The following is an 18,931-nucleotide window of genomic DNA, read 5'->3' on the forward strand; positions in this document are numbered from 1 at the left end:
AACGCTCGTTGTTCAGTTTTCAAGGAGCACTTTATCATTTTAAATCGTCAACCGTTTCAGCGGCGACTTTTATAATATATCACATCTGCACCATTCTGTGCAAGACCTTTCTTTTTCCAACTCAACTTATTTTCTCGTTTTGTTCTGAAAAAGAAGGGGCGAGAAATAAATTAACACACATATAGCCTACATGTCAACACTATTTCAAATAAACTAGAAAAATAAAATCCCCTTTTCAGGGGATTCGGCGATTTCGAGCGTATCTGGAAAGCTCTTTTGGCGATGCCAACCGGGCGAACATGCGAAAAATGACTTGATATCTGGCCTCGATAGCTGATTTAATTTCCCCGTCAATCCGTTTATCGTGCAAGTCGAGAAGCATTTCGTCCAGCTCTTTTCGCAACACATAATCCAGTTCTTTGCATTCCCTCTCGTTGAACAATATACCTAGCATGGCGCGTTCGGGACCTCCTCACGAGTAACTGCAACAATGCCGCGAATCGGGCGCAAACGTTCTTGCCCTCACGCTACGTTTACAGTTATGCACAAAAATTTCTTTTTTTATGATACATATGCACAAAAATTTTCTCTCATTAACCTTTTAACAACCAAAATGTGACCGTGCTTTCAATCACCGCTGCAATCAGCAATACAGATACCAAAACGACAGATACCTTCCCTAAAGATTTCAGAAATCCGGTTAAGGTCCCGCGCGAATTGCGGCGCAGCAGCGAATTCCACATGAGACCTCCCAGCTTCAAACCTAAAGCCCCAGCAATTAAAATCGCGGGTACTTCAAGAATTCCGTGCGGTAGGATCCCTTTTACAATAAGAACCGACAAATCTCTTCCCTGCTCCAGTGCATTCCGAAAAACGAATCCTAATACCATTCCGTTCATGACAATGAACACGAGCGGAATAAGCCCGAAAAACAGTCCTGCAAACATGATCAAAACAGCCTTAATTGCATTGTTCAAAAAGATAAACAGAAACACCCAAAACTGTGTATTCTCCGTTTGATTGAGCTGCTGTGCTATGGATTCGAGGCCCTCAACTTGCGAACGAAGAAGTTCATTAAATTCATTCGAGGTAAAACCGATATAAATGGCGGCAGCAAATAAAATACTTGTTATGACAATATATATCCAAGCTCTTCTTACTTCATGAAAAACAGCTTTCAAATCTTTGATCATCTAGCATCTTCCCTCTCTATTTTCATCAGTCATAACTTATACGTACGAGCATACATTGTACTAAATACCAAACAAGCCTCTTTTCAGAGAGTCCATCCAGGGAGGGTAATGAACGTGAACTTCTTCTATGTAATGAACGGAAAACGGATTAAGCAGTATTTTGTCGTCGCCATCGCCCTATTATTTGCGGCCGGTGTCATTTTTACGGAAAAGAGCAACATTACTGTTTTTGCCGAAGCAGAGCCGGGCGCGGTATACAAAGTAGACACGGATGAAAAAGTGGTTTCCTTAACCTTCGATATCAGCTGGGGCGAGAAGCGTCCGGAACCGATTATTGATATTTTGAAGGAAAAGGGAGTTACGAAAGCGACCTTTTTCCTCTCTTCTCCATGGGCGAAAAGCCATCCGGAGATTGTCAAAAAAATCGTCGATGCCGGGTATGAGATTGGCAGCCATGGCCATAAACACGTCAATTACAGCAGTCTAGATGACGAAGAAATCCGCAAGCAAATCACTACAGCACACCAAATTCTCAGCACGGAAATCGGTAAAGAGCCGAATTTACTCCGTTTGCCGAACGGTGATTTTGATAAGCGTGTTCTGCGTATTGCCGATGAGCTTGGCTATAAAGTAATCCAGTGGGATACCGATTCATTGGATTGGATGAACAAGGGCGTGGACAATATTGTCAACCGTGTCGTGACGAAAGCTCATCCCGGCGATATTATTTTGATGCATGCGAGTGATTCCTGTAAGCAAACCCATTTGGCTCTACCGGAAATTATCGACAAACTTCGCTCCAAAGGGTATGAATTCGCCACGGTTTCGGAGTTAATGAATCAGACCAAAGTGAAAGGCACGAAGGTCGAGGACCTGCCATCCACTTAATAGAAGCTTATCCTAAAAAAGAAAGCTCTTCTCAGGATTGAGAAGGGCTTTTTGGCGTTGATAGTAGCTTCCCCAAAATTAAAATTTGCCAAGCATTGCAGGCTAATAAGGGCAGGATCATAAAGAAAATGCCGGAGAAATGATTTTCTCGAAGTGAAGGGATCGTTTCAAATAACGTAACCGCACTCATAAAAAATACAGTTGGTACAAAAGCCGATTTATTAGTCAGCTTAACCTTCCAGAATGCCACGGCGATGGCCACAATAAGGACTATAACCGGAACTGCGATATGCGGCAGCAGCGCTTCCCCGGGCTCTGTAAACATAAACGGCAGGTATGTGACTGTAATTGCGGTGATGATGAGTTGAGCATAAATCCAGAGCTGCGGACGTCTAAAAATGCTTCTTGCTATGTAGTTTAGCGTTAAGTATGCGAAAAAGCCGGTTTGACTAATAATGCTGAACAGCATGCCCGCAAGCAGAACGGAAATGATATTGTAGCCGACCCCTGCAACTCCCCCCGACTCTCCAGGCGGATTAATAAAGATGAGCACCACCCATGCAAGCAATGAAGCGGCAGCCCCGATTCCAAGTGATGACATAAATAAATAGACCCATTTGCGAATATTCAACGGTTTGAAACCCCTTCCCATCCTGCAGACATCTCATACCATTGTACCAACGATCCCTTTAAAATGCCAATCATGACCCTTCATAATCACCGTGTATTTTTCACATAATAAATCCAGCATAGTTAAGAAGGGAGCATCCGGAATGAACGTGAAACGCATACGATCCACAGTTGTCGCGCTTACTGCTGTGATGCTGACAGCAGCCTGCGGGATGGATACTGGGCAGCAGAGCGGCGGCCAGTTGGATTATAAAGAAACGAAAACGATGGTTCTGGATATCTTAAAGACTGAAGACGGCGAAAAGGCCATCAAAGATGCGATGAAAAAAGGTGAAGGCACTGATGTCGGCACACTTCAAATTTTGTCGACTGGACAAGGCCAGCAGCTGCAGCTCGCGGTTAAAGAGGTCATTACAAAGCCCGAGTACGCTACAACCTTAAAAAATATGATGATTGATCCGAAATTTGCAGCTGATTTTGCGAAGGCGACCAGCAAAGAGCAAAAAACATTGATGCAGGACTTGATGAAGGATCCGCAATACCAGCAAGCACTTATCGACGTTATGAAAAACCCTGAATTCGAGCGGATTGTCCTTGATGTCATGAAAACATCGCAGTATCGCCAGCAAATGCAAACCGTTATTCGCGAAACCCTGCAGAACCCGCTTTATAAAGACGACCTCATGAAGCTAATGGAAAAAGCACTTGAAGAACAGGCGAAACCAAAGCCCGATGAGCAAAAAGGACAGAAGCAAGGCGGTGGTGGTGGCGAATCCGGCGGCGGCGGTGGCGGTGAATCCGGCGGCGGTGGTGGTGGCGAATCCGGCGGCGGCGGTGGCGGTGAATCCGGCGGCGGTGGCGGCGGCGAATCCGGCGGCGGTGGCGGCGGTGGCGGCGGCGAATCCGGCGGCGGCGGTGGCGGCGAATCCGGCGGCGGCGAAGAAGAAAAGAAAAAAGAGGAATCTTAACGATAAAAACGCTCCTCGATTTGAGGAGCGTTTTTTATCGTGTTTTAAAGTTCTATTTTTTGTATGATGCGATCGGCCATTTCTAAATAGAGCTTCCCCGTTTCCGATTCCGCTTTATATACGGATGGTGAATAATCAGCTTCAGCCGGATGGTTATCCGGTGCCCCCAGCGGAATTTGAGCCAGCAGCTCTGTATGAAGCTCCTGAGCTAGCTTCGCCCCGCCGCCTCTACCGAAAACGAAATCTTTGTTGCCGCAGGAGGAGCACTGATAGTAAGACATATTTTCCACGACACCCAGTATTTCGTGGTTCGTGTGCAGAGCCATTGCGCCTGCCCGAGCCGCAACGAACGATGCGGTAGCATGCGGGGTCGTGACCAGCACTTCCTTACTTTGCGGAATCATTTGGTGGACATCAAGCGCGACGTCGCCTGTACCCGGCGGCAGATCCAATAGCATAACATCCAGCTCGCCCCACTCCACCTCGGCAAAGAAATTACGGAGCATTTTTCCAAGCATCGGCCCCCGCCAAATAATCGGTGCATTGTCTTCGACAAAGAATCCCATGGAGATGACCTTAACCCCGTACCGTTCTGCTGGAATGATCTTTTGACCTATCAACTGCGGCCGTTCTTCGATCCCCATCATATCTGGCACACTAAACCCGTAAATGTCAGCGTCCATGATCCCTACACGCTTGCCGCGGCGAGCTAAAGCTACCGCAAGATTCACCGTAACTGTAGATTTCCCAACGCCGCCTTTGCCGCTTGCTACAGCGATGAATTGCGTTCCAGAGCCATTTTCCAGCATTGGACTAAGGCCATGATGCTGAGGCGCTCCTGTAGGCGGTGTTGAGGCTTGCTTTGGAGCTTCCGTGCTTCCTCCAGTTTTTCGGGTCAATTCTGCACGTTCAAAGTCTGAAATCATTCGCGTTCTTATATGTACTTGGTCTGCACCTAATTCTCGCAGTACCGTTTCTACTTCTTGCTTAAGTGCTTCATTGACTTGTTCTTCCTCTGAGGCAGATACCAGTGTTAATGCGATTTGCTCCGGCTTCACCATCACATCCCGGATTAGTCCAAGCTCCAACAAGCTTTGCTTCCAGTGGGGATGCTGCAGATGCTGAAGCCCTTCCAGGACTTGTTCTCTTGTTAACATCAAAGACCACCCTTTATTGTACGGTAATGGATATGCTGCTTATTATACCATACTTTTAAGGGGATCCAATTTTCTCGCCCGACACATACCGCAGCACACCCTGATAAATCGCCGCGGCAAGCTGCTTTTGATACGTTTCCGTCGCCAGTTTACGCGCTTCCTCCGGGTTAGACAAAAAACCAACTTCAATGAGGCTGCTTGGTATTTGGGACTCCTTCAGCAGATATACGGTCTTGTCTAACGATTTTGCCACTCGATCCGTTTCGACTACCGTCCGTTTTAATTCCTCTTGAATTAATGTTGCTAACGCCTGATTACCCTCGTGGTTTTTCGTATAAAAGGTCTGCGCACCGTACCAGCGTTCCGATGGAATTGCGTTCAAGTGAATACTCAAAAGCATATCTGCTCCGCTTTCTTGAACGAATTTGGATCGATTATGGAGATCCTCTACTTTTCTTTTGCGTAACCCCCGGGTATTTTGTTCCGCTAAATCATGATCCGCTTCGCGCGTCATAAGCACTAACGCACCGGCCTGCTGCAAGTAATCCCGTAAATGCAAAGATATCGCCAGCGTAATATCTTTTTCAATAACCCCTTCTTTGCTGCTCGCTCCCCCATCTGGGCCACCATGACCAGCGTCGATCACAATGGTTTTTCCCGAAAGCGGAAGGGTCCAGTAAGTCCATGTTTTCGAAGCCGGCAGCTCATACATGAAAATAAAGCCGAGCAATAAGATCATTAGCAGCGAAGAAATCACTTTCCATTTGCTCTGTATATTTAGCCATAATATAATCTTACGTTTTTTGCGCATAAAGAAAGACCACCCCGTCCATAAGATTCTAATGATCTATATGGGACAGGATGGTCTTTTATGACAAGCATAGCTGGATATTTACTTCAAGGATGCAGATTCCTGCTCCTTCATGCCTTCAATGAGGATATCCGCAACAACCGGACGGCTGAATTGCTCCGGCGGACGAATTCCATCGCGCAGCATTGCCCGAACTTTCGTTCCGGACAGATGCAGATGCTCAGACGCATCATGCGGGCATGTTTTGCTGGATGCCATATTTCCGCAAACTTTGCAGAAGAAGCTGTGTTCAAAAAACAGCGGCGTAATGCCGATCTCTTCCGGAGTAAAGTTGGAGAAAATTTTCTGTGCATCGTATGTGCCGTAGTAATCGCCTACACCGGCGTGATCACGGCCAACAATGAAATGCGTGCAGCCATAGTTTTTACGGACTGTCGCATGGAAAATCGCCTCACGAGGTCCTGCATAGCGCATAGCTGCAGGGAACACGCCAAGGAACACTCGATCCTTCGGATAGTAATTTTCGAGAAGTGCTAAGTAACTCTTCATGCGTACATCAGCGGAAATGTCATCCGACTTAGTTTCGCCGACAAGCGGATTCAGAAACAACCCGTCAACAATTTCCATCGCGCTTTTTTGAATATATTCATGTGCACGGTGCACGGGATTTCTTGTTTGGAAGCCAACAACCGTTTTCCAGCCCTTTTCGCTGAAAATTCGACGCGTTTCAGACGGATCAAAATAAAACTCGCGGAATTTCTCAGGCGTCGGACGATTCACCACTTGGATTGCACCGCCAACATAAGTAGACGGACGCTCGTAAAGCTTTGCGACACCAGGATGAGCAATGTCGTCCGTTTTGTAAACGTTGATCGCCTCTTCCTTTTGGTCTACAGCGTAAATTTCTTCAACATTCAGGATTGCATAAGTCACGCCGTCATTTTGACCGACTAAAGCAACCTTTTCGCCGATGGTCAGCTCTTGCGCAAGCTTCTCTTCGACTGCGAATGTGATTGGAATTGACCATACGATTCCATTCGCCAGCTTCATTTGATGAACAACAGATTGGTAATCGTCTTTCTTCATGAAGCCTGTTAATGGAGAAAATGCACCTACGCCGATCAAGTCAATATCCGATACTGTCCAAGCACTGACTGGAATCGTACGTAATGTTTTGGCCAATTGAAGCAGTTGTTCACGCTCTTGACCTGTTGCAACCCGGTTAACCAGTTCCCCACCGTGAGGAGTAATTCCGACTGTCATATTGATACGTCTCTCCCTTCCCTTACTTATGCAATCCACATTCTGTTTTTTCCGATCCGGACCATCTTCCCGCACGCGGGTCTTCCCCAGGCATAACCTGACGTGTGCAATATTCACAGCCGATGCTTGGGTAATAATTGTCGTGAAGCGGATTGTAGATCACATTGTTCTCCCGGATATAGTTCCATACATCTTCAGATGTCCAAGAGGCAAGCGGGTTGAATTTAATTAAGCCGAACTTTGTATCGTATTCGACTTTCTTAGCATTCGCACGAGTCGGTGCTTGATCACGGCGAATACCGGTAATCCAAGCATCGTATTTGCCAAGAATGTTGGTCAGCGGCTGAACCTTACGGATGTTGCAGCAAAGGTTCGGGTCATTTTTCCACAGCTCTTCGCCATGCTCTGCAGCTTGCTGTTCAGGTGTCAGCTCTGGTTTCACTTGAACGAAAGTAAGACCATAGTGTTTCACAAGTGCATCACGAGTTTCATAGGTTTCCTTGAAGTGAAAGTCTGTATCTAGGTAAAAGATATCGACGCCTGGGTTGATTTTCTGCAGCATGTCAACCAAAACAACATCTTCTGCTCCGAAGCTGCAGGCGAACGTTAACTTTTGAAATTTTTCAACGGCAAACGCCAAAAGTTCTTGAGGTGTTGCCGATTCAAATCGTTCCGCCGCTTCAGTTACAAATTTTTCTTTTTCCAAGAGATTCATTTTCGGTCGTTCCTCCTTATACTTTCCCAAACACAATTATTTTTTTAATCCCGAGTTATTTGATATGAATTATAAGTGTTAGTCTAATTATAAATCTGATTGATGGAAAGTCAAGATGATTTTAATAAATCAGTAGGCTCTTCACCATAGGTATTCGTCATCATTTCAATTGGTGCATAAACAAAAAAACCTTTCCCGTAAAAACGGAAAAGGTTTGATGTGTACAAATTAACGCTTGGAGAACTGAGGAGCACGACGAGCTGCTTTCAAGCCGTACTTCTTACGTTCTTTCATACGCGGATCACGAGTCAGGAAGCCAGCACGCTTAAGCGATGGGCGCAGCTCAGGATCAGCTTTCAGAAGCGCACGGGAAATCCCGTGACGGATTGCACCAGCTTGGCCAGTGATGCCGCCGCCGTGTGCGATTACAAGCACGTCATATTTGCCGAGTGTATCAGTCAAATTCAACGGTTGCTTAACGATCAGCTTTAATGTTTCCAAACCAAAATATTCATCTAATTCACGTTTATTGATAACGATTCGTCCTTCACCCGGTACTAAGCGTACGCGCGCTACCGAGTGTTTACGACGACCCGTCCCATAGTATTGTACTTGTGCCATGGTAAGATCCTCCTATCGAATTAACCGCGAAGCTCGTAAACTTCCGGATTTTGCGCTTGGTGCGGGTGTTCTGAACCAGCATACACTTTCAGGTGCTGCTGCATACGATCGCCAATCTTGTTCTTCGGAAGCATACCGTAGATAGCGAACTCAAGAATACGTTCTGGTCTTGTGTTACGCAGGTCTGCAGCGTTTGTTGTCTTCAAACCGCCTGGGTATTGGGAGTGACGGTAGTAATTCTTTTGCTGCCACTTCTTACCTGTCAGTTCGATTTTTTCCGCGTTGATGATGATTACGAAATCTCCACCCTCGATATGCGGAGTGAAAGTCGGTTTATGTTTACCGCGCAGAATGGATGCCGCTTCGCTGGCAAGACGACCGAGCGTTTTGCCTTCCGCGTCGATGACGTACCATTTCCGCTGCACGTCTGTCGGCTTTGCCATGTAGGTCGTGCGCATGTTTGTTCCTCCTCAATTCATTTCATATAGCTTTAGTGTTTAAGCGGTATCGCAACCGCAGCTCATTTCATTAGGTAAAGGTACAAGAAGTTGCATTTCAGGTGGTTTTCTTAATCCGGGGCTGTGGGAGAGCCGATTAAGAAAGCCAAAATCTATAATACAACATATCCTGGCGTTTAGCAAGTCAAATCTCTTGGTTCCCATCAAAATCGTATTCTACCTTCCATAACATCAGCCCATGCGGCATTGCCGTCGGCCCCGACAAGCTGCGATCCTTCGCAGCCAATATATGCGTCAGATCCGAACTCCTCAATTTACCTTCTCCTACTTCGAGTAAGGTACCGGCAATGATGCGAACCATATTATAAAGAAAGCCGCTTCCCGTTACATAAAGATGAATGATCCCTTGCCCATGATCCGGCTTGTCCGGTATTGACCCTGGCTCAACGTCCAAACGAACTTCAAATAAGGTCCGCACATGAGAATCCTTCACGGAACGCGTAGAGCAGAACGATGTAAAATCATGCTCACCAAGCAGTGCTTCAGCCGCCAGTCTCATTGCAGGAAGATCCAGTTTTCTTGGATGATGGAACTGATAGTCCCGCATAAAAACATCTGGGTAACGATTCGCATTGATCGTATAACGGTAGGTTTTACGCTTGGCGCTCTTTCTTGCATTAAACTCGGTGTTCACTTCCCGTGCGTCTGTGAATACGATATCTTGGGGTAAATAGCTGTTTAAAGCCAGGCACCAACGTTCGATCGGTATTTTGGACGCGGTATGAAAATTAATAACCTGAGCCTTTGCATGAACGCCTGCATCCGTTCTTCCAGACCCGTTAATTTTGATCGTTTCACCAGTTAGTTTAAGAAGAGCATTTTGAATTTCGTCTTGGATTGTACGACCCTCAGGCTGTGTTTGAAAGCCATTATACGGAGTGCCGCTGTATCCGACTACCATACAAATATTTCTCATCTCTACCTCGGTAAAAAACCGAAAAAAGGGCTCCCTAGAATCCGAAGATCCGGTTCACCCTTTCTCGATTCCTTATGCTCTGTCAACCAGCTCAAGATATACCATCGGAGCCGAGTCACCGCGACGGGGACCAAGCTTCAGGATGCGTGTATATCCACCTGGACGTTCCGCGTAACGCGGTGCCAGCTCGCTGAAAAGCTTCTGGATTGCGTCTTGTCCATTTCCTGCATCTTCACGGCGTACGAACGCAGCCGCTTGACGACGAGCGTGAAGATCGCCGCGCTTTGCAAGAGTAATGAGCTTCTCTGCTACAGAACGAAGCTCTTTCGCCTTCGCTTCTGTTGTTTGAATGCGCTCATAGATAAAAAGGTCTGTTACCAGGTCCCGAAGTAGCGCCTTGCGGGCACTGGAATCGCGACCGAGTTTGGAGTATGCTGCCATGGGTTTCCCTCCTTCTGCTTTATTCTAATGCTGCCGTATCTTAATCTTCTTGGCGAAGACCAAGTCCGAGCTCCTCGAGCTTTTCTTGTACTTCCTCAAGGGATTTACGGCCAAGGTTACGCACCTTCATCATATCTTCTTCGGATTTCATGATGAGCTCTTGAACCGTGTTGATTCCAGCACGTTTCAAGCAGTTGTAAGAACGAACAGAGAGATCCAGTTCCTCGATTGTCATCTCCAGAACTTTCTCTTTCTTGTCCTCTTCCTTCTCGACCATGATCTCTGCGTCTCTTGCTTCATCGGTCAAACCGACGAACAAATACAAATGCTCGCTTAAAATTTTAGCTCCGAGACTTACCGCTTCTTCCGGACGTATGCTGCCATCGGTCCACACTTCGAGGGTTAATTTGTCATAGTTCGTCACTTGACCGACGCGGGTGTTTTCCACCGTGTAATTCACCCTGGAGATCGGCGTGTAGATCGAGTCTACTGGAATCACACCGATCGGAAGATCTTCTCTTTTATTCTTATCCGCCGATACATAACCGCGGCCTCGATTTGCATAAATACGCATATGCAAACGGGAATCCGGAGCCATTGTAGCGATTTTAAGATCAGGATTCAGAATTTCGACATCGCTATCCGCACGAATGTCACCGGCAAGCACCGGACCTTCGCCTTCCGCGTCGATTTCCAAAACCTTCTCTTCGTCGGAATGAATTTTCAGAGACAGACCTTTGAGGTTCAGGATGATTTCCGTAACATCCTCAACAACTCCAGGGATGGTAGAGAACTCGTGCAGGACGCCGTCGATTTGAACCGAAGTAACGGCGGCGCCTGGCAGCGAGGAGAGCAAAATGCGGCGTAGGGAGTTACCGAGTGTCGTACCGTACCCGCGTTCCAACGGTTCAACGACAAATCGTCCATACGTACCGTCATCGCTCAATTGTACGGTTTCTATTTTCGGCTTTTCGATCTCGATCATCAAATAAACCCTCCTTGAAAAACGTCGTTGCTTTCCGAATCTTTATAAGCACAAATGTTGTAGTATGCCTATCCTTCACATCCATTATTCACCAAGGAAGAATATTTATACTACCGATTCTGAATTACACGCGACGACGTTTTGGCGGACGGCAGCCGTTGTGCGGGATCGGAGTTACGTCTTTGATCAGGTTAACTTCAAGCCCTGCAGCTTGAAGGGAACGGATCGCTGCTTCACGGCCTGCGCCCGGACCTTTAACCATCACTTCAACAGCTTTCATTCCGTGCTCCATTGCTGCTCTTGCTGCAGATTCTGCTGCCATTTGAGCTGCGAAAGGAGTGCTTTTGCGGGAACCCTTGAATCCAAGGTTTCCAGCGCTAGCCCAGGAAATAGCGTTTCCGTGCGGATCAGTGATCGTAACGATAGTGTTGTTAAACGTCGAACGGATATGTGCTACGCCGGAGTCAATATTCTTCCGGTCGCGGCGCTTCGTGCGGACGGTTTTCTTTGCTTGCGCTTTTGCCATTGAATGTTATCCCCCCTTATTATTTCTTCTTGTTCGCTACAGTCTTACGAGGACCTTTGCGTGTACGTGCATTCGTTTTTGTGCGCTGACCGCGAACAGGCAGACCGCGACGATGACGAACTCCACGGTAGGAACCGATCTCGATCAGACGCTTAATGTTAAGCGCGATTTCACGACGAAGATCGCCTTCCACTTTCATTCTATCGATGCTCTCACGGAGTTTTGCCAGTTCATCTTCAGTAAGGTCGCGAACGCGGGTATCCGGGTTAACGCCAGTTTCAGCAATCAGGCGCTGAGCCGTTGAGTTGCCGATACCGAAAATGTAAGTCAGGGCGATTACGACGCGCTTATCGCGTGGAATATCTACACCAGCTATACGTGCCATGGATTAAGAGCACCTCCTTATCCTTGTTTTTGTTTGTGCTTAGGGTTTTCACAAATTACCATAACGTTGCCTTTGCGACGAATAACCTTGCATTTCTCGCAAATCGGCTTCACGGAAGGTCTGACTTTCATGGTGATTCCCTCCTCAAAGTTTTGCCCTGCGGGCTTCCAGATCGTCTTGCCCTTGGGGCAAAACTAACGCAAATAGACTGAAATTTATCGTTATTTACGGTATGTGATCCGGCCGCGTGTCAAGTCATAAGGAGACAGCTGGATAACGACTTTATCACCCGTTAAGATGCGAATAAAGTGCATCCGAAGCTTTCCCGACACGTGAGCCAAAATCTGATGACCGTTTTCCAATTCGACTTTAAACATTGCATTCGGCAACGGCTCAAGCACCGTGCCTTCAACTTCAATTACATCTTCTTTAGCCACATTCATTCTCCTTTCGCCTGTGTGTTTTCTATGTCATGCTCTTCCAGAAATTTGCTTACAGCATACCGCAGCTTTCCATTCGTCACACGTCCCGTTTCCGAGATACTGGACGCAACTTCTGTGCTGACGGTATCAAACAGCTCCAGGTGCAGCAAGTTTTTTCGCTTAGGCTGATCAAACTTGCGTTTATCCCCGTCCGCGATCCATACGAAGCGTTCATCGATGATACCGATGATTACTCCATACTTCTCTTGATCCCGTCCTTTCAACGTCCTTGCAATTTGCCCGATTATCGGCTTCATCCCCTGCTCCATCAGTATATTCTCCTACTAATCGAGCTTTGTGAGAATTTCGTATCCGTCATTCGTAATTGCAATCGTATGCTCGAAATGAGCACACATCGATCCGTCAAGAGTAACAACGGTCCAATTATCCGCGAGCGTTTTGACATGCCGCTTTCCGGCTGCGACCATCGGTTCGATGGCCAGCACCATCCCCGGCTTTAAACGGGGTCCGCGATTCGGCAAACCGTAGTTCGGAATTTGTGGCTCTTCATGAAGATCAACCCCAATTCCATGTCCTACGTACTCCTGAATAATACTGTATCCGGCTTCTTCAGCGCATTTCTGTATTGCATGCGAGATCGTATAGAGTCTGACATCCGGTCCAGCTTGGGCCAAACCATCATAGAGCGACTTCTCCGTAATATCCAGAAGATTTTGCACTTCCGGTGAAATCGTACCTACCGGATACGTCCACGCGGAATCACCATGATAGCCTTTATATTGTACGCCGATATCGATACTGATGATATCGCCGTCCTTCAACTCCCTAGGGCCCGGAATACCGTGCACTAATTCCTCGTTCACAGAAGCACAAATGCTGGCAGGAAAAGAATTGTAGCCTTTAAAAGAAGGAACGCCTCCGCTTTTACGGATGAAGGTTTCCGCAATCTGATCAAGTTCAAGAGTCGTAATTCCGGGACGAATGGCACCGGCCAGCAGCCGATGCGTTTCTGCTACGATCCGTCCGGCCTCACGCATCAACGCCACTTCATCTTGCGTCTTGCATATGATCATCTACGCTTGCCCTCTCAATAACGTTTGAATGTCAGCCGTTACCACATCAATATCTTGTTCGCCATTGATGTCTCGCAGCAGGCCCTTCTTCGCGTAATATTCGAGAAGCGGAGCGGTTTTGTTCGTATACTCGTCAAGGCGTGTGCCAACCTTTTCTTCGGTATCATCCGAACGCTGGTACAATTCACCGTTACAACGGTCACAAACACCTTGCTGCTTCGGCGGGTTAAACTCAACGTGGTATGTTGCTCCGCAGGAACGACATACGCGGCGTCCTGTTAAACGCGCCAGCAAGAAGGAACGATCCACCTTCAAGTTCATTACATGATCAATCGGCTTATTCAAAGCCGTCAAGATTTCATCAAGAGCTTCTGCCTGCGGAATCGTTCTAGGAAAACCGTCGAGCAGGAAGCCTTTCTGACAATCTGGAGCCTGAAGCCGTTCTTTCACGATGCCGTTCGTGACATCATCCGGAACGAGTAGGCCTTGATCCATATATTCTTTCGCTTTCAAACCGAGCGCCGTACCTTGCCCGATCGCAGCTCTGAACATATCTCCTGTAGAAATATGCGGGATACCAAAATTGTTGATAATCCAATCAGCCTGCGTTCCTTTTCCGGCTCCCGGGGGACCCATGAAAATCAAGTTCATTTTCATTCGACCTCCCTTGTGCAATGGCAATACGTTCCGTTACTTGTTAATAAAGCCTTTGTAATGGCGCTTTATCAACTGCGTCTCTATCTGCTTCATCGTATCAAGAGCTACACCGATGACGATCAGCAGCGACGTTCCGCCGATTTGCACAGACTGCGGCAAGCCGGCAACCCCACCTAAGATTACCGGTAATACCGAAATTGCCGCCAAGAAAATCGCGCCTGACAATGTAATTCGGTTCATAACACGAGTGAGATAAACCGAAGTTGGTTTGCCGGGGCGAATCCCAGGAATGTATCCACCGTTTTTCTTCATTTGATCGGCCATTTGCACAGGATTGATCTGTACAAAGGTGTAAAAATACGTAAACCCGATGATCATCAGAACGTAAAGAACCATACCGAGCGGCGCGTTGTAAGACATGTTAGCAATAATCCATTCGGCCACAGCGTTTGGTCTAAAGAACTGAGCGATCGTAGTCGGGAACAACAGTAAAGACGATGCGAAAATGACCGGGATAACACCTGCACCATTAACCTTGAGCGGAATATGTGTAGTTTGACCGCCGTACATTTTCCGTCCGACAACACGCTTTGCGTATTGAACCGGGATCTTGCGAATCCCTTGTTGTACGAAAATAACGCCAACTACGATAGCCAAGATTACGAGCAGGATTACGATCACTTTCAAAATATTAAGGAACAGCGCACCTTCTGCAGCATCCGCAAACTGGCTCTGATAAATCTGCTGAGCCGTAGTAGGGAATACTGCTACGATACCGGCGAAGATAAGAATCGAAATGCCGTTGCCAATCCCATATTCGTTGATTTGTTCACCAAGCCACATGAGAAAAGCCGTACCTGCAGTCAATACGATTGCAATCACGGTATAAGTAGTAAAGCCCGGATTAATAACCAGCTGTGATCCAAAGATGTTATTAAAACCGATCGCCGTAGCGAAGGCTTGAACCAAACCGAGTACGATTGTTCCGTATCTCGTTACCTGTGTAAGCTTCTTTCGACCAACTTCGCCTTCTTTTGCCCATTGAGCAAATTTCGGAATAACATCCATTGTTAACAGCTGTACGATAATGGACGCCGTAATATACGGGAAAATTCCCATTGCGAAGATGGAGAACTGAAACAATGCACCGCCGGAGAACGTGTTCATCAGGCTGAATACGTCTCCGGTGTTGGCTGCACGGTCTGCATTTGCGATTACATCTGCATTAATGTTCGGTACCGGGATGAACGCTCCGATCCGGTAAATCAACAGGATACCTAGCGTGAAGATTATCTTCCGTCTAAGATCCTGAACCTTCATGATATTCGACAGCGTGCTAAACATTAGATCACCTCGGTTTTACCGCCAGCAGCTTGAATCTTTTCAACTGCCGATTGGGAGAACTTGTTCGCTTTCACAGTCAAGCCGACTTTCAATTCACCGTTGCCGAGAATCTTGATGCCGTCAAGCGGGTTTTTCACGATGCCGGATTCCTTTAACAATTCCGGTGTTACTTCTGTCCCAGCTGCAAATGCGTTTAGTTCATCCAGGTTTACGATAGCAAACTTGATCGCAAAGCGCTCGTTATTAAAACCGCGCTTCGGAACACGACGCAGCAAAGGGTTTTGACCACCTTCAAATCCAGGACGAACGCCGCCGCCGGAACGAGCCCATTGACCCTTGTGACCGCGAGTGGAGGTTTTACCCATGCCGCTTCCGATACCACGACCGACACGCTTACGCGTTTGGCGAGAGCCTTCTGCCGATTGCAATTCGTGTAGTTTCATTCCTTGCACCTCCTTCTTAGAAATGGGTAGATCTTTTATTAAACTTCTTTCACTTCTACCAAGTGAATGACTTTGTTTACCATACCGCGAATCGCCGCGTTGTCATTGTGGACAACAGTTTGATGCATCTTACGAAGACCAAGCGTACGAACTGTAACGCGCTGATCTTCCGGACGACCGATTAAGCTGCGTTTGAGGGTAATTTGCAATTGGTTAGCCATTTTCAACCCCTCCTTAACCTAACAGTTCTTCCACAGTTTTACCGCGAAGCTTTGCAACATCTTCCGCTTTCTTCAAGCGGGAAAGACCTTCAAGCGTAGCGTTTACCATGTTGATGGAGTTGGAAGAGCCAAGGGATTTCGTCAAGATATCACCAACGCCAGCCAGTTCGAGAACTGCACGAACCGGACCGCCGGCGATAACTCCAGTACCTTTGGAAGCAGGCTTCAGAAGAACTTCGCCTGCGCCGAAATGACCGATAACCTGGTGAGGAATCGTTGTTCCAACGAGTGGAACGCTGATCAGGTTTTTCTTCGCGTCTTCAATTCCTTTGCGGATTGCATCCGGAACTTCAGCCGCTTTACCGATGCCTGCGCCTACGTGACCGTTACCGTCGCCAACAACAACCAGTGCGGAGAAGCTGAAACGGCGACCGCCTTTAACAACTTTCGCTACGCGGTTAATGTTAACAACCTTTTCCGTAAGCTCTAGGGAATTAGGATCTATACGCAAGTTGTGCAACCTCCTTACTTTGTGGATTAGAATTCAAGACCGGCTTCACGAGCCGCGTCAGCAAGTGCTTGGATACGTCCGTGGTACAGGTAACCACCACGATCGAATACAACTTCTTTCAAACCTTTTTCTTGTGCGCGCTTTGCAATCAGCTGGCCTACTTTGCGAGCAGCTTCAACATTTCCACCGTTCGAAAGCTCTTCACGAAGCTCTTTGTCTTGTGTAGATGCAGCTGCAACAGTAACCCCTTGTACGTCATCGATGATCTGAGCGTAGATGTGCTTGGAGGAGCGGAACACGTTCAAACGTGGACGTGCAGTTGTTCCTTCAATCTTCTTTCTTACGCGCAGGTGTCTCACCTTACGGGCTTTGTTCTTATCGCCTTTCGTAATCATGCTTATCGTTCACTCCTTTCCTTACGACCTTGCATTCCTATGATCAGGCTACGCCGATTTATTTCTTCTTACCAGCTTTACCTTCTTTGCGAATGATACGCTCGCCTTCGTACTTAATACCTTTGCCTTTGTAAGGCTCAGGCTCACGTACGGAACGGATTTTTGCTGCAGTAGCGCCAACCAGTTCTTTATCGATGCCTTTAACGATGATCTTCGTGTTCGAAGGAAGTTCGAAATCGATGCCGTTCTCAGGAACGATTTCTACAGGGTGGGAATAACCAACGTTCAAAACAAGCTTCTCGCCAGTTTTGTTCGCACGGTATCCAACGCCTACAAGCTCAAGGGACTTTGCATAACCCTCAGTTACACCGTTAACCATGTTAGCGATGACGCTGCGAGTCGTTCCGTGCAATGCACGGTGCAATTTATTATCGGAAGGACGTTCTACAAGAATCACGTTGTCTTCGATCGTAATTTTCATATCTTTATGAAGTTCACGGCTCAACGTGCCTTTAGGTCCTTTAATCGTGATTGTTGTCTTATCCAGATCGATGTTAACGCCGTTCGGGATCTGGATCGGTTTGCGACCTATACGAGACATAGGGCACCTCCATTCTGTATAAAAATGTGATTACCACACGTAGCAGATAACTTCTCCGCCGGATTTAGCTTGACGTGCTTCTTTATCGGACATAACGCCCTTGGATGTGGACAAGATTGCAATACCCAGACCGCCAAGTACACGAGGTACTTCGTAGCTTTTCGCGTAAACGCGAAGGCCTGGCTTGCTAATCCGCTTCAAACCTGTAATAACGCGCTCATTCTCTTGGCCGTACTTCAGGAAGATGCGGATAATCCCTTGCTTATTGTCTTCTACATATTCAGCGTCACGAATGAAACCTTCGCGCTTCAAAATTTCAGCGATTTCGCGTTTGATTTTGGAAGCCGGGATTTCAACCGTTTCGTGACGGACGATATTTGCATTGCGGATGCGTGTAAGCATATCTGCAATCGGATCTGACATCGTCATGGTTGTGGAACCTCCTTTCCTAGTTAAGGAATTACCAGCTTGCTTTCTTCACGCCAGGAATTTGGCCCTTGTACGCGAGTTCGCGGAAGCAAATCCGGCAGATTTTGAATTTTCTCAATACCGAGTGAGGACGCCCGCAGCGTTCACAACGGGTATAGGCTTGCACTTTGAATTTCGGCTCACGTTGCTGCTTAATTTTCATCGAAGTTTTTGCCACGTTATATTAACACCTCCGTATAGTTGGGGTCAGCGGCTTACTTCGCGAAAGGCATGCCCAGCTGAGTCAACAGTTCGCGTGCCTCTTCGTCCGAGTTCGCCGTTGTTACGATTACGATGTCCATCCCGCGAGCCTTGTCGACCTTGTCGTACTCGATCTCTGGGAAGATCAGTTGTTCTTTCAAGCCGAGCGTGTAGTTACCGCGTCCGTCGAATGCTTTCGTCGATACACCGCGGAAGTCACGTACACGTGGAAGAGAGATGTTAAACAATTTGTCGAGGAAGTGATACATACGCTCGCCGCGAAGAGTTACCTTCGCACCGATTGGCATACCTTCACGAAGACGGAAGCCTGCGATTGATTTCTTCGCTCTTGTGATTACCGGCTTTTGACCAGTGATCAACTGCAGATCGTTGACTGCAACGTCCAGGACCTTGGAGTTCGCTACTGCTTCGCCAACGCCCATGTTGATAACGACCTTTTCGATTTTCGGCACTTGCATAACCGATTTATAGGTAAACTTCTGCATCAGCGCAGGAGTCACTTCGTTAAGATAACGTTCTTTCATTCTTGCTGCCAT

30 protein-coding genes are annotated in these 18,931 nt (G+C 47.2%); 2 read left to right on the top strand and 28 right to left on the bottom strand.

Translation table 11 applies throughout. The features are described from left to right. Positions 1-235 precede the first annotated feature (235 nt). Together GQS10_RS23355 and GQS10_RS20930 are read right to left on the bottom strand one after the other, a co-directional pair. A complete protein-coding gene (locus GQS10_RS23355) occupies positions 236-454 on the bottom strand; it encodes a hypothetical protein (protein ID WP_243735321.1) in 219 nt (72 codons plus the stop codon). A gap of 139 nt (positions 455-593) precedes the next feature. After that, a complete protein-coding gene (locus tag GQS10_RS20930; protein WP_166245915.1) occupies positions 594-1,193 on the bottom strand; it encodes a stage II sporulation protein M in 600 nt (199 codons plus the stop codon). 114 nt (positions 1,194-1,307) lie between these two features. Between GQS10_RS20930 and pdaB the strand changes: the two genes are divergently transcribed. Next, positions 1,308-2,081, top strand: coding sequence for a polysaccharide deacetylase family sporulation protein PdaB (pdaB, locus tag GQS10_RS20935; RefSeq protein ID WP_166245917.1), 774 nt, complete (start codon positions 1,308-1,310; stop codon positions 2,079-2,081). 31 nt (positions 2,082-2,112) lie between these two features. Here pdaB and GQS10_RS20940 read toward each other — a convergent pair whose 3' ends face one another. Beyond that, a complete protein-coding gene (locus GQS10_RS20940; protein ID WP_166245919.1) occupies positions 2,113-2,712 on the bottom strand; it encodes a KinB-signaling pathway activation protein in 600 nt (199 codons plus the stop codon). A gap of 142 nt (positions 2,713-2,854) precedes the next feature. Here GQS10_RS20940 and gerD point away from each other — a divergent pair, with 142 nt between their 5' ends. Then, complete coding sequence (gene gerD / locus GQS10_RS20945; RefSeq protein WP_166245921.1) at positions 2,855-3,679, top strand: spore germination lipoprotein GerD; 825 nt, start codon at positions 2,855-2,857, stop codon at positions 3,677-3,679. Positions 3,680-3,723: 44 nt separating this feature from the next. Here gerD and GQS10_RS20950 read toward each other — a convergent pair whose 3' ends face one another. The 25 genes from GQS10_RS20950 to rplE all read right to left on the bottom strand — a co-directional run bounded on the left by GQS10_RS20950 (position 3,724) and on the right by rplE (position 18,931). After that, positions 3,724-4,836, bottom strand: coding sequence for an Mrp/NBP35 family ATP-binding protein (locus GQS10_RS20950; RefSeq protein ID WP_166245923.1), 1,113 nt, complete (start codon positions 4,834-4,836; stop codon positions 3,724-3,726). A gap of 55 nt (positions 4,837-4,891) precedes the next feature. After that, on the bottom strand, positions 4,892-5,647 hold the full coding sequence (gene cwlD, locus GQS10_RS20955; RefSeq protein WP_166245924.1) for an N-acetylmuramoyl-L-alanine amidase CwlD: 756 nt from the start codon (positions 5,645-5,647) through the stop codon (positions 4,892-4,894). An 81-nt stretch (positions 5,648-5,728) separates the two neighbouring features. Then, the gene (gene sat / locus GQS10_RS20960; RefSeq protein WP_166245926.1) at positions 5,729-6,910 is read right to left on the bottom strand and encodes a sulfate adenylyltransferase; all 1,182 of its coding nucleotides are present in this window, start codon (positions 6,908-6,910) and stop codon (positions 5,729-5,731) included. 22 nt (positions 6,911-6,932) lie between these two features. Beyond that, entirely contained in the window at positions 6,933-7,625 is a 693-nt protein-coding gene (locus GQS10_RS20965; RefSeq protein WP_166245928.1) for a phosphoadenylyl-sulfate reductase, read from the bottom strand. A gap of 228 nt (positions 7,626-7,853) precedes the next feature. Further along, the gene (gene rpsI / locus GQS10_RS20970; RefSeq protein ID WP_166245930.1) at positions 7,854-8,246 is read right to left on the bottom strand and encodes a 30S ribosomal protein S9; all 393 of its coding nucleotides are present in this window, start codon (positions 8,244-8,246) and stop codon (positions 7,854-7,856) included. Between the two features lie 20 nt (positions 8,247-8,266). Next, positions 8,267-8,704: a 50S ribosomal protein L13 gene (rplM, locus tag GQS10_RS20975; protein ID WP_166245932.1), complete on the bottom strand. Its 438-nt coding sequence runs from the start codon at positions 8,702-8,704 to the stop codon at positions 8,267-8,269. Between the two features lie 184 nt (positions 8,705-8,888). Continuing rightward, on the bottom strand, positions 8,889-9,680 hold the full coding sequence (gene truA, locus GQS10_RS20980; protein WP_166245934.1) for a tRNA pseudouridine(38-40) synthase TruA: 792 nt from the start codon (positions 9,678-9,680) through the stop codon (positions 8,889-8,891). 72 nt (positions 9,681-9,752) lie between these two features. Next, positions 9,753-10,121: a 50S ribosomal protein L17 gene (rplQ, locus tag GQS10_RS20985; protein ID WP_166245936.1), complete on the bottom strand. Its 369-nt coding sequence runs from the start codon at positions 10,119-10,121 to the stop codon at positions 9,753-9,755. Positions 10,122-10,161: 40 nt separating this feature from the next. Continuing rightward, positions 10,162-11,106 carry a DNA-directed RNA polymerase subunit alpha gene (locus tag GQS10_RS20990; protein ID WP_166245938.1) on the bottom strand — a complete coding sequence of 315 codons (945 nt, stop codon included), beginning with the start codon at positions 11,104-11,106 and terminating at the stop codon, positions 10,162-10,164. Positions 11,107-11,230: 124 nt separating this feature from the next. Next, positions 11,231-11,632: a 30S ribosomal protein S11 gene (rpsK, locus tag GQS10_RS20995; protein WP_166245940.1), complete on the bottom strand. Its 402-nt coding sequence runs from the start codon at positions 11,630-11,632 to the stop codon at positions 11,231-11,233. A 19-nt stretch (positions 11,633-11,651) separates the two neighbouring features. Further along, positions 11,652-12,017 (bottom strand): 30S ribosomal protein S13, encoded by a 366-nt coding sequence (gene rpsM / locus GQS10_RS21000; protein ID WP_166245942.1) that lies wholly within the window; start codon positions 12,015-12,017, stop codon positions 11,652-11,654. A gap of 17 nt (positions 12,018-12,034) precedes the next feature. Continuing rightward, positions 12,035-12,148 carry a 50S ribosomal protein L36 gene (rpmJ, locus tag GQS10_RS21005; protein WP_003333770.1) on the bottom strand — a complete coding sequence of 38 codons (114 nt, stop codon included), beginning with the start codon at positions 12,146-12,148 and terminating at the stop codon, positions 12,035-12,037. A gap of 90 nt (positions 12,149-12,238) precedes the next feature. Next, complete coding sequence (infA, locus tag GQS10_RS21010; protein ID WP_068606632.1) at positions 12,239-12,454, bottom strand: translation initiation factor IF-1; 216 nt, start codon at positions 12,452-12,454, stop codon at positions 12,239-12,241. A 2-nt stretch (positions 12,455-12,456) separates the two neighbouring features. Next, positions 12,457-12,768, bottom strand: coding sequence for a KOW domain-containing RNA-binding protein (locus GQS10_RS21015; protein ID WP_166245944.1), 312 nt, complete (start codon positions 12,766-12,768; stop codon positions 12,457-12,459). A gap of 15 nt (positions 12,769-12,783) precedes the next feature. Next, positions 12,784-13,533: a type I methionyl aminopeptidase gene (gene map, locus GQS10_RS21020; RefSeq protein WP_166245946.1), complete on the bottom strand. Its 750-nt coding sequence runs from the start codon at positions 13,531-13,533 to the stop codon at positions 12,784-12,786. Beyond that, positions 13,534-14,184 (bottom strand): adenylate kinase, encoded by a 651-nt coding sequence (locus tag GQS10_RS21025; RefSeq protein ID WP_166245948.1) that lies wholly within the window; start codon positions 14,182-14,184, stop codon positions 13,534-13,536. A gap of 39 nt (positions 14,185-14,223) precedes the next feature. Then, positions 14,224-15,534 (bottom strand): preprotein translocase subunit SecY, encoded by a 1,311-nt coding sequence (gene secY, locus GQS10_RS21030; protein ID WP_166245950.1) that lies wholly within the window; start codon positions 15,532-15,534, stop codon positions 14,224-14,226. Continuing rightward, complete coding sequence (gene rplO / locus GQS10_RS21035; RefSeq protein ID WP_166245952.1) at positions 15,534-15,977, bottom strand: 50S ribosomal protein L15; 444 nt, start codon at positions 15,975-15,977, stop codon at positions 15,534-15,536. The genes secY and rplO overlap by 1 nt, the downstream gene beginning before the upstream one ends. Before the next feature lie 38 nt (positions 15,978-16,015). Further along, complete coding sequence (gene rpmD / locus GQS10_RS21040; protein ID WP_166245954.1) at positions 16,016-16,198, bottom strand: 50S ribosomal protein L30; 183 nt, start codon at positions 16,196-16,198, stop codon at positions 16,016-16,018. Between the two features lie 13 nt (positions 16,199-16,211). Further along, positions 16,212-16,709, bottom strand: a complete 498-nt coding sequence (gene rpsE, locus GQS10_RS21045) for a 30S ribosomal protein S5 (protein ID WP_166245956.1) — start codon at positions 16,707-16,709, stop codon at positions 16,212-16,214. Between the two features lie 26 nt (positions 16,710-16,735). Beyond that, complete coding sequence (gene rplR / locus GQS10_RS21050; RefSeq protein WP_166245958.1) at positions 16,736-17,104, bottom strand: 50S ribosomal protein L18; 369 nt, start codon at positions 17,102-17,104, stop codon at positions 16,736-16,738. A gap of 58 nt (positions 17,105-17,162) precedes the next feature. Then, a complete protein-coding gene (gene rplF, locus GQS10_RS21055; RefSeq protein ID WP_166245960.1) occupies positions 17,163-17,705 on the bottom strand; it encodes a 50S ribosomal protein L6 in 543 nt (180 codons plus the stop codon). A gap of 30 nt (positions 17,706-17,735) precedes the next feature. Then, positions 17,736-18,134, bottom strand: coding sequence for a 30S ribosomal protein S8 (gene rpsH, locus GQS10_RS21060; RefSeq protein WP_166245962.1), 399 nt, complete (start codon positions 18,132-18,134; stop codon positions 17,736-17,738). Positions 18,135-18,165: 31 nt separating this feature from the next. Further along, complete coding sequence (locus tag GQS10_RS21065; RefSeq protein WP_166245964.1) at positions 18,166-18,351, bottom strand: type Z 30S ribosomal protein S14; 186 nt, start codon at positions 18,349-18,351, stop codon at positions 18,166-18,168. Positions 18,352-18,388: 37 nt separating this feature from the next. Beyond that, a complete protein-coding gene (gene rplE, locus GQS10_RS21070) occupies positions 18,389-18,931 on the bottom strand; it encodes a 50S ribosomal protein L5 (protein ID WP_166245966.1) in 543 nt (180 codons plus the stop codon).

The organism is Paenibacillus turpanensis, from assembly GCF_011421635.1.
Classification (GTDB): domain Bacteria; phylum Bacillota; class Bacilli; order Paenibacillales; family YIM-B00363; genus Paenibacillus_AK; species Paenibacillus_AK turpanensis.

Coding starts and splice junctions, on each gene's coding strand:
- GQS10_RS20990 (WP_166245938.1), bottom strand. CDS start 11,106: ATGATCGAGATCGAAAAGCCGAAAATAGAAACCGTACAATTGAGCGAT.
- rpsM (WP_166245942.1), bottom strand. CDS start 12,017: ATGGCACGTATAGCTGGTGTAGATATTCCACGCGATAAGCGCGTCGTA.
- rplR (WP_166245958.1), bottom strand. CDS start 17,104: ATGATTACGAAAGGCGATAAGAACAAAGCCCGTAAGGTGAGACACCTG.
- rpsI (WP_166245930.1), bottom strand. CDS start 8,246: ATGGCACAAGTACAATACTATGGGACGGGTCGTCGTAAACACTCGGTA.
- rpmD (WP_166245954.1), bottom strand. CDS start 16,198: ATGGCTAACCAATTGCAAATTACCCTCAAACGCAGCTTAATCGGTCGT.
- rplO (WP_166245952.1), bottom strand. CDS start 15,977: ATGAAACTACACGAATTGCAATCGGCAGAAGGCTCTCGCCAAACGCGT.
- secY (WP_166245950.1), bottom strand. CDS start 15,534: ATGTTTAGCACGCTGTCGAATATCATGAAGGTTCAGGATCTTAGACGG.
- rplM (WP_166245932.1), bottom strand. CDS start 8,704: ATGCGCACGACCTACATGGCAAAGCCGACAGACGTGCAGCGGAAATGG.
- rpsH (WP_166245962.1), bottom strand. CDS start 18,134: ATGACGATGTCAGATCCGATTGCAGATATGCTTACACGCATCCGCAAT.
- rplQ (WP_166245936.1), bottom strand. CDS start 10,121: ATGGCAGCATACTCCAAACTCGGTCGCGATTCCAGTGCCCGCAAGGCG.
- map (WP_166245946.1), bottom strand. CDS start 13,533: ATGATCATATGCAAGACGCAAGATGAAGTGGCGTTGATGCGTGAGGCC.
- rplF (WP_166245960.1), bottom strand. CDS start 17,705: ATGTCTCGTATAGGTCGCAAACCGATCCAGATCCCGAACGGCGTTAAC.
- cwlD (WP_166245924.1), bottom strand. CDS start 5,647: ATGCGCAAAAAACGTAAGATTATATTATGGCTAAATATACAGAGCAAA.
- GQS10_RS20930 (WP_166245915.1), bottom strand. CDS start 1,193: ATGATCAAAGATTTGAAAGCTGTTTTTCATGAAGTAAGAAGAGCTTGG.
- GQS10_RS20965 (WP_166245928.1), bottom strand. CDS start 7,625: ATGAATCTCTTGGAAAAAGAAAAATTTGTAACTGAAGCGGCGGAACGA.
- rpsK (WP_166245940.1), bottom strand. CDS start 11,632: ATGGCAAAAGCGCAAGCAAAGAAAACCGTCCGCACGAAGCGCCGCGAC.
- GQS10_RS23355 (WP_243735321.1), bottom strand. CDS start 454: ATGCTAGGTATATTGTTCAACGAGAGGGAATGCAAAGAACTGGATTAT.
- sat (WP_166245926.1), bottom strand. CDS start 6,910: ATGACAGTCGGAATTACTCCTCACGGTGGGGAACTGGTTAACCGGGTT.
- truA (WP_166245934.1), bottom strand. CDS start 9,680: ATGAGAAATATTTGTATGGTAGTCGGATACAGCGGCACTCCGTATAAT.
- gerD (WP_166245921.1), top strand. CDS start 2,855: ATGAACGTGAAACGCATACGATCCACAGTTGTCGCGCTTACTGCTGTG.
- GQS10_RS21015 (WP_166245944.1), bottom strand. CDS start 12,768: ATGGAGCAGGGGATGAAGCCGATAATCGGGCAAATTGCAAGGACGTTG.
- rpmJ (WP_003333770.1), bottom strand. CDS start 12,148: ATGAAAGTCAGACCTTCCGTGAAGCCGATTTGCGAGAAATGCAAGGTT.
- GQS10_RS21025 (WP_166245948.1), bottom strand. CDS start 14,184: ATGAACTTGATTTTCATGGGTCCCCCGGGAGCCGGAAAAGGAACGCAG.
- rplE (WP_166245966.1), bottom strand. CDS start 18,931: ATGGCAGCAAGAATGAAAGAACGTTATCTTAACGAAGTGACTCCTGCG.
- GQS10_RS20950 (WP_166245923.1), bottom strand. CDS start 4,836: ATGTTAACAAGAGAACAAGTCCTGGAAGGGCTTCAGCATCTGCAGCAT.